5 protein-coding genes are annotated in these 8,214 nt (G+C 63.3%); 2 read left to right on the top strand and 3 right to left on the bottom strand.

Features of this window, described 5'->3' with window-relative positions:
• Positions 1-70 precede the first annotated feature (70 nt).
• From EOA32_RS29455 to EOA32_RS29445, 3 genes are read right to left on the bottom strand one after another with little or no spacing between them, the layout of a single operon-like run.
• Complete coding sequence (locus tag EOA32_RS29455) at positions 71-3,331, bottom strand: error-prone DNA polymerase (protein WP_128373593.1); 3,261 nt, start codon at positions 3,329-3,331, stop codon at positions 71-73.
• The gene (locus tag EOA32_RS29450; RefSeq protein WP_128373592.1) at positions 3,328-4,851 is read right to left on the bottom strand and encodes a DNA polymerase Y family protein; all 1,524 of its coding nucleotides are present in this window, start codon (positions 4,849-4,851) and stop codon (positions 3,328-3,330) included. The genes EOA32_RS29455 and EOA32_RS29450 overlap by 4 nt, the downstream gene beginning before the upstream one ends.
• Positions 4,766-5,524: an ImuA family protein gene (locus tag EOA32_RS29445; RefSeq protein WP_128373591.1), complete on the bottom strand. Its 759-nt coding sequence runs from the start codon at positions 5,522-5,524 to the stop codon at positions 4,766-4,768. Before EOA32_RS29445 ends, EOA32_RS29450 begins: the two co-directional genes overlap by 86 nt.
• A gap of 234 nt (positions 5,525-5,758) precedes the next feature.
• On the opposite strand from EOA32_RS29445, the gene EOA32_RS29440 reads away from it, so the two are divergent.
• Both EOA32_RS29440 and EOA32_RS29435 read left to right on the top strand, forming a co-directional pair.
• On the top strand, positions 5,759-6,424 hold the full coding sequence (locus EOA32_RS29440; protein ID WP_128373590.1) for a DUF6088 family protein: 666 nt from the start codon (positions 5,759-5,761) through the stop codon (positions 6,422-6,424).
• On the top strand, positions 6,421-7,464 hold the full coding sequence (locus EOA32_RS29435; protein ID WP_128373589.1) for a nucleotidyl transferase AbiEii/AbiGii toxin family protein: 1,044 nt from the start codon (positions 6,421-6,423) through the stop codon (positions 7,462-7,464). The genes EOA32_RS29440 and EOA32_RS29435 overlap by 4 nt, the downstream gene beginning before the upstream one ends.
• Positions 7,465-8,214: the final 750 nt, after the last annotated feature.

Here is an 8,214-nt window from a genome sequence, read left to right as displayed (position 1 = left end):
GCAGTTGTTCGACCGACGCATAGAAGCATCGAGATCCGCATGGAGAATTGTCGCCAGCGTTTCCATGTCTCTACCGGAAATCCCGCGTCTTCACCTTGATGCGGTCGATGTGCTCGTAGGGATCGACGATGTTTCGGCCCTTCGGCATTCCGCGCGGATCAATCCCCGATCCGCCGTGATGGGCCTCGTCGCCGCGGCCGTGCGGCAACGGAAACGGCGCCTCGCGATTTCCGACGCTCGCCAGTTCGGCCGACAGATCAGTCAGCTCGTGCGCGACGAGATGCACCACCTCGCCTTCCCGCTGGATGCGGCCGCGCACGCCGAGCATGGCCAACGAAAGAAGCACGCGCCGGAATTTCTCGAACACTTTGACCCAGACGACGACGTTTGCGGCGCCCGTCTCATCTTCCATGGTGAGGAACATCACGCCTTTGGCCGATCCCGGCCGCTGCCGGACCAGCACCAGGCCGGCGGCCTGGAGCCAGCTTCTGTCTCGCGCCTGCATGGCTTCCTGACAGGTCACGATGCGGCGGCGATGAAGATCGGCACGGAGAAACGACACCGGATGGCTGCGCAAGGTCAGTCCGACATGGCCGTAATCCTCCACGACCTCGCGACCCGCCGTCATCGGCCTCAGCCCAATGACAGGCTCGCGGATCTCAGGCACCGTTTTCTGTTCACGGGACGTGGCGGCAGCAAACAGCGGCAGGGGCTCGTCTCGCAGCGACTTGATCGCCCAGAGAGCGTCGCGGCGGGCAAGGTTCAGATCCGGCAGAAAGGCGTCGGCCTCTGTGAGCTGGACCAGCGACGCCGCCGGCACGCCGGCGCGTCGCCAGAGATCGTCGACCGAGAGGAAGGGCTCATCGGCTCGCGCCGCGACGATGGCGGCCGCGTCATCGTTGGCGAGACCCTTCACCATGCGCAGGCCGAGCCGGACAGCAAAGCGATCTTCGGCATCGGTCGGCTCCAGTGTGCAATCCCAGCGGCTGGCATTGACGCAGACCGGGCGCACCTCGACGCCATGGTCGCGGGCGTCGCGCACGATCTGGGCCGGCAGATAAAAGCCCATTGGCTGCGAATTCAGAAGCGCGGCACAGAAGACATCCGGATGCCAGCATTTCATCCAGCTCGAGGCATAAGCGATCAGCGCGAAGGAGGCAGCGTGGCTTTCGGGGAAGCCGTAGCTGCCGAAGCCCTCCAATTGCGAAAAGGTCTTTTCTGCGAACTCTGGCGTGTAGTCGTTGGCGATCATGCCGTTGATCAGCTTGTCGCGGAATTTCGAGACGCCGCCGGTGTGCTTGAAGGTGGCCATGGCGCGACGCAGCTGGTCGGCCTCGCCGGCGGAAAAGCCGGCGCAAACCATGGAGACCTGCATCGCCTGCTCCTGAAACAGCGGCACGCCGAGCGTCTTGCCGAGAACGCGCTCCAGTTCCGGCGTTGGAAACGTCACCTCTTCCGTCCCGTCGCGCCGGCGAAGATAGGGATGGACCATGTCGCCCTGGATCGGCCCTGGACGGACGATCGCGACCTCGATGACCAGGTCGTAGAATGTCCGGGGCTTCATGCGCGGCAGCATCGACATCTGCGCGCGCGATTCGATCTGGAAGACGCCAAGCGTGTCTGCTTTGCGGATCATTGCATAGGTGCGTGGATCCTCGGCCGGGATCGTCGCCAGGTCGAGAGCGATGCTCTTATGCTCGGACAGGAGATCGAATGACTTCTTCATGCAGGTGAGCATGCCCAGGGCCAAGACATCCACCTTCATGAATTTGAGGGCGTCGATGTCGTCCTTGTCCCATTCGACCACCTGGCGGTCCTTCATCGCCGCCGGCTCGATCGGCACGAGATCGTCAAGCCGATCGTGCGTCAGGACAAAGCCGCCCGGATGCTGTGAGAGGTGGCGAGGCGTGCCAGCAAGTTGCGCCGCGAGTTCGAGGGTCAGGCGCAGCCGGCGATCGCCGAGATTGAGGTTGAGTTCGCGGGCGCGCTGCTCATCGACCGCCTCGCCATGGCCCCAGATCTGCGAGGACAGAAGTTTGGTCATGTCCTCTGGCAGGCCGAGCGCCTTGCCGACATCGCGGACGGCGCCCTTGGTGCGATAGCGGATGACGGTGGAGCAAAGTGCTGCGTGATCGCGGCCGTAGGTTTCATAAACCCACTGCATGACGATCTCGCGCCGTTCGTGCTCGAAATCGACGTCGATGTCGGGCGGCTCGCGCCGCTCTTGGCTGACGAACCTCTCAAACAGAAGGTTGTTGCGTTCGGGATCGATGGAGGTGATGCCGAGCACATAACAGACTGCCGAGTTGGCGGCCGAGCCGCGGCCCTGGCAAAGAATGTCCCGGCTGCGGGCGAAGCGCACGATCGAGTTCACCGTCAGGAAGTAGGGTGCGTATTGGAGCGTTTCGATCAGCCGCAGTTCGTGCTTCAGGATCTTGACCACCTTATCGGGCACACCTTCTGGATAGCGGCCGGCAGCGCCTTCCCAGGTAAGCTTTTCCAGCGCCTGCTGGGCGGTGAGGTCCGGCATGGTCCTTTCCTCCGGGTATTGGTAGGCGAGCTCGTCCATTGAGAAACGGCAGCGATCGGCGATCTCGATCGTGTGCGCCAGGGCCTCGGGATAGCGGCTGAACAGCCGCGCCATCTCGTCGCCCGGTTTGAGGTAGCGATCGGCATGCCGTTCGCGCCGGAAGCCGGCATCGTCGATGGTGACGTTATGGCGAATGCAGGTGACGACATCCTGCATCATGCGGCGGGCCGGCTCGTGGAACAGCACATCATTGGTGACGACTGTCGGCACGCGCATCGAGGTCGCCAGGTTTGCCAGTTCGGAAAGCCGGAGCTGGTCGTTCGGGCGCCTGCGCAAGGTGAGCGCCAGATAGGCGCGATCATCGAAGGCCTCGCGCAGCCGCCGCAGCCGGACGGCGCAAAGATCATCAGCTTCGTCCGGCACCAGGACCGCGATCTGACCTTCGCCATAGGCGACGACATCATCCCATTCGAGATGACACTTCGCCTTGCCGGCCCGCCCCTTGCCGAGCGACAGTAGGCGGCAAAGCCTCGAGTAAGCCGGCCGGTCGGTGGGATAGACCAGGACCGACATGCCGTCGGCGAGATCGAGACGGCAGCCGACGATCAGCCGGACGCCTGTCGTCTTTGCCGCTTCATGCGCGCGCACGATGCCGGCGAGCGAATTGCGATCGACGACGGCCAGCGCCTCGATGCCAAGCATCGTCGCCTGCGCGAACAGCTCTTCGCAGCTGCTCGCTCCGCGCAGGAAACTGAAATGCGAAGTCACCTGCAGCTCGGCATATCGGGCCTGGCCAGTCATCCGAAGATCCCGTGCATGAACCATTTATGCGAACCGGTCGCGGCATCCTCCCTGTCGCCGGTACGGAAGACCCAGTAGCGTTCGCCGTTCTCATCCTCGACCTGGAAATAATCCCTCACGGCTGCGAGCTCGGCGTCGCGCTTCCACCATTCCCCGAACACGCGCTCCGGGCCGTCCGCACGCTTCACACGGCGCCGTACGCCGCGCCATGTGAAGGTCACGGGCGGATGGTCGGGAAGAAGTGCTACCGTCTCGATAGGTTCGGGCCGTGGCAGCAACCGGGATGGGCGCGGCCAATGGCCGGGCCAACCCTCACCTGTGTCGGGCGCCATCGGCGCAATGCGTTGAACCGACCGCTCGGGAACGTCGCTATGCACTGGGGCGAAGCGATAGAGGCGGTCCTCGCCGACACGGTTGGCAAGGATGTCGATCACATCCGAGACGTTGGGCTCCGGCATCTCGGCAAGCGAAGAGATTGTCTGTTTTGCGTGCAGTGGTTCGGCCGCCGTCGCGGCAAGCCGCATCTGCTCGATGCCGAACCCCGGATCGATGGTCTCGATTTTATCGGTAAGGAGCCGAGTCAAGCGCTTCACGTCGCGAACCGGCGTTGCTGTTCCGGCACGGATCGCCTCGACGCGGTTGTCGACGCGGAAGAACAGAAGGTCGAGCCGGCGCGCGCCCTGCCCTCGCGTCTCGAGTACGGCGCAAAGTTCGGCCACCAGCTTGCCGGTATAGCGCGCGATTGTTTCTACCGCGCCGATCGGCTCGGCAAAATTGCGGCGCACTTCGACGATTTCCTCCGGCCGGATCGGCTCGATCGGTTCGCTCACCCGTGCAAGGGCCTGGTCAAGGCGGCGGCCGGGCTCCGGTCCAAAACGCAGGGCGAGCGACGCGCGTGGCATAGCGGCGAGGTCGGCAACTCTCTCGAAGCCGAGCCGCCTCAGGCTCTCGATCGTCAAGGCAGGCAGGCGAAGGGCTGCGATCGGCAATGGCAGGATCGCCTGTGCAATCTCACCGGACGGAACGACAAGGGTCTGCCGTGTACCGAAGCGCGCCAGTGCGTGGGCTGCGCCCCAGCTATCGGCGACTGCGGCGCGTGCGGCTAAGCCGGAGCCGCCAAGCCGCGCCACCATTTCGGAGAGCATCGCCGCCTCCCCGCCATGCAGATGATCGGCGCCGGTCGTGTCGATGACGAGGCCGTCCGGCGGATCGGCAGCGACGATCGGCGCATAGCGGCGCAGCGCCCACAGCGCCAACCGCTCGAGCGCCATTTCGTCGGCTTCGGGCTCGGCATCATGAATCGCGAGATTAGGGACGAGAGCCTGCGCCTTGCTCGCCGGCATGCCGATGCGCAGGCCGGCCGTTTGCGCTGCCGCGTCAGTGGCGAGCACGACACGGCGACGACCATCACGGCCGATAAGGACGAGCGGCGTCTCAGGCAGAGGCGCGGCGTCGCCCGATTTCCTTCTGAAGCGGTCCGTCGGCCACATCGGAAGGAAGAGCGATACGACCCTTGGCATCGCAAGCCTCCACTGTAAAATCTGCACTCTCTCCGGCCCGGCATCGGATCAGCTCGACATTCCAGCGGGCGCGTCCGACGCCCGGCACCGGCAATGGCGTCGACGGCAAGACCGACACCCGCCAGCGTGTCTCGGCGGCGGTTGGCTGCCCAAAATCCGTTGCCTCCGTCTGCCGACGCCAGCGGCGAATGGCGATGCCGATGGCGCCGGAGCTCTCGGCGGCAAGCTGCAGCCGCCGCGAGGCCGTCATCGAAAACCGGGCTATCTCGGCAACGACAGCGCCAAAACCGCCACGAAGACCCTCCTCGAAACAGGCGAGCACGGATTTTTCGTCGCCGGCTTCGACATAGATCACCCTTCCCGGAGGAAGGCCGGCCTGTTCGATCGCCGGCGCGAAAAGATCGGGCCGGGTAACGCACCACAGCACCTTGCCCGCTGTGCGCGCGGCAATACCGGCAGCAAAGAGTGCCGCGGCTGCGCCATCGACGGCGCCATTTCCCCCGCCTGCGATCTCGTGCAGACTGCCAAAAGCCAACCCGCCTCCCGGCAGAATCCTGTCAATCGTCGCCACTCCGAACGGCAAAACCGTGCGGATGCGCGCATTTCCGCCTTCGAGGCGCGCGATGCGTTCTCGAAGCTCGGAAATGGCAGCAGGGGGCGCCGATACACTCATCTGACCCTTGAAACGCGGAAAGCCTGTGATATGTTCTACATTTGTTCTCGTCTTGGCAACCGGGATGATGTCGTGCCCCTGCGGAAGGAGGCATTCGATGCTCGGGCCATATCCTTTCAATGCGAAAATGCGAGTTCCATTTTGGAGTTGTGGGCGCCACGGAGTGTCCGAAAATTGTAGCATATTTCGGACTCATGCCTTGCCTTTGTCCGAAACTTGTAGCATATTTCGGACATGCCCATAGTTGAGCCCGATACCGATCTTCGCTCGCGCCTGCTTGCCCGCATTGAGTCCAAACCCGACGAGGTCTGGACCCCCGGCGACTTCGCCGATCTCGGCGCGCGCGCCGCCGTGGACAAAACCCTGCAGCGCCTGGCAGCCGCCGGGGAGCTGCGCCGGATCGACCGAGGCCTCTATGATCGGCCGCGCACGAACAACCTGACTGGCCGCGCCACCGTGCCGGATTATCGCGCTGTGATCCGCGCCGTCACGCGCCGCGATCGGGCGCGCGCCGTCATCGATGGTATGACGGCCGCCAACGACCTTGGCCTGACGACCGCCGTCCCCGCCCGAATAGAAGTGCTGGTCGATGCGCGGTTGAAGCCAATCAAGCTCGGCACGCAGGAAATCCACTTCAAATACGCTGCCCCTAGCCGCCTCTATTGGGCGGATCGGCCGGGGATGCGGGTCGTCCAGGCCTTGCATTGGATGCAGGACATGCTGACCCAGAAGGGCGAACGGAAGCGTATCCAGGCGACGTTGCGCCGCCTGTTTGCCGACCCCAAGCACGGCGAGGCCATTCGCGAGGATCTGCGCGCCGGTCTCTCCGCCGTGCCGATCTGGATGCAGGAGTTCCTTCGCGAAATCCTGAGGGCGGACCCGCATGAGGCGAAGCCATGAGTACCGATGCTTACCGCCAGATCATCGCGGCATCCCCACGTGACCGGCTCGACCTGTTCCTCGCCACGGCCAATCGGATCGGAGCTCCGGTGGGCAATGTCGAAAAGGATTTCTGGGTCTGCTGGACCCTCAATTCGCTCTACCACGAACGGCCTGCGGGGGAGCCACGGCTGCTTTTCAAGGGCGGGACGTCGCTGTCAAAAGGCTATGGCCTCATCCAGCGTTTTTCCGAGGACATCGACGTTACCGTGTTCCGCGACGATCTCGACGAGGCTGCCTCCGTCGAAGAGCTTGAGGGACTGTCGAACAAGAAGCGCCGCGCCAAGCTCGACGCCATCCGGGACGCCTGCCGTGCGTATATCACAGGCCCGCTACGAGACTTCCTCACCGCTCAACTTGCCGACATTACGAACGGCGCCGGACGGGTGGAGCTCGACGAAGCCGATGCCGATGGTCAGACCCTGCTGCTCTGGTATCCCGAGGTCGAACCGCGTGATGGCGCCTATGTGCGACCGGCCATACGCCTCGAGTCCGGGGCGAAATCGGCGCTCGATCCCAATCGCCCCATCACGATCACGCCCTATGTCGCGCAGGAAGCGGCAGGCATTGATCTCACCGTCGCCGACGTGACCACGATCGAGGCGACCCGCACCTTTTGGGACAAGGTGGTGATCGCCCATGGATTGCGCCGCTGGTACGAGCGGCGCGGCGAACTGCGGCAGGGAGGCCAGCGGGTGTCTCGGCACTATTATGACCTGCACTGTCTTCTCGGATTCGAGACCGGAAAGGCCGCGCTCGTCGATCTCGATCTTGGCGCCGATTGTGTGCGACACGCACGAATGTTTTTCGACCGTCCCGACTATGACCTCGCCTCAGCAGTCCCGGGCAGCTTCGCGATCGCGCCCGCTCCAAAGATGGTGGACGCGCTCACGCGCGACTATGCCAATACGGCGGCCATGATCTTCGGCACTCCGCCGAGTTTCGATGACATTCTGGAATCAGCACGGCAGATTGAGCAGGACATCAACACCCATTCCTAGTCGCCTGGTCGCCTCGCTGGGCATCATCAAGGCGTTGTCGAGCCGGGCCATTGGCATTTAATGTGAGAAGCAGTGTCGGCAACGCCGCGGTGTCGAATTTACTCAAGACGGCGCACGAAATTCAAAGGATTCATGACCTTCACGTTGATGCGGCTACAGTTAAATTGAGAATCTGAGCTTCCCCATGCTCGCATTAACTTTCGAACCTAACCGAAACGACCGCATTTTTACGATTAGCTGCCAAGCGACACCTGCCACGCGCGGCCCCGGGAGCACAGCTTGGGCACGCGTTTGGTGTTCGTCTGTTGTCCGGTCAAAAGCAATGCCGCGTCCCTTCCTGTCGGGACCCAGGTCGGATCTCAGATCAACTTCCGCATCATTAGCTCGTCTTTGATATAGGCGTAGTAGATCGCCGAGAAGCTCCCAGGCCCAGGCTTTTATCCTCGTCCCGATGATGCGAGCGTTCACAAAATATTCGAGCTTGTGGATGATAACGAGGAAGGCGAGCGATGCCAATGCGACCGCCGGTGAGCGTCGGCAACGCCTGACCGCGCGGCCTTTCGCGGGCGCACGCCGCGATGCACGATTTTGACATCCCCCACGTCCCGCATTCCCCCTACGGACGTGCCCTCGCAAGGCGAGACATGATGATTGCCACCAATCGCGATCCAAGTCGCACTTGCGCAAGCGGAGAACATCCTATTACCAATGGCTCGCCAAGCGGTATGGCCAGGGGGGCGAATCGTTGGA

Origin of the sequence: Mesorhizobium sp. M1A.F.Ca.ET.072.01.1.1, assembly GCF_004023325.1 — a bacterium.
In the GTDB taxonomy this organism is placed as follows: Bacteria; Pseudomonadota; Alphaproteobacteria; order Rhizobiales; family Rhizobiaceae; genus Mesorhizobium.
The sequence above is the reverse complement of the archived record's forward strand: the minus strand, read 5'-3'. Positions and strand labels throughout refer to the sequence as shown.

Bases quoted from the DNA above. Each gene is read 5' to 3' on its own strand.
- EOA32_RS29450 (WP_128373592.1), bottom strand. From the start codon at position 4,851: ATGCCAAGGGTCGTATCGCTCTTCCTTCCGATGTGGCCGACGGACCGC.
- EOA32_RS29445 (WP_128373591.1), bottom strand. From the start codon at position 5,524: ATGAGTGTATCGGCGCCCCCTGCTGCCATTTCCGAGCTTCGAGAACGC.
- EOA32_RS29440 (WP_128373590.1), top strand. From the start codon at position 5,759: ATGCCCATAGTTGAGCCCGATACCGATCTTCGCTCGCGCCTGCTTGCC.
- EOA32_RS29455 (WP_128373593.1), bottom strand. From the start codon at position 3,331: ATGACTGGCCAGGCCCGATATGCCGAGCTGCAGGTGACTTCGCATTTC.
- EOA32_RS29435 (WP_128373589.1), top strand. From the start codon at position 6,421: ATGAGTACCGATGCTTACCGCCAGATCATCGCGGCATCCCCACGTGAC.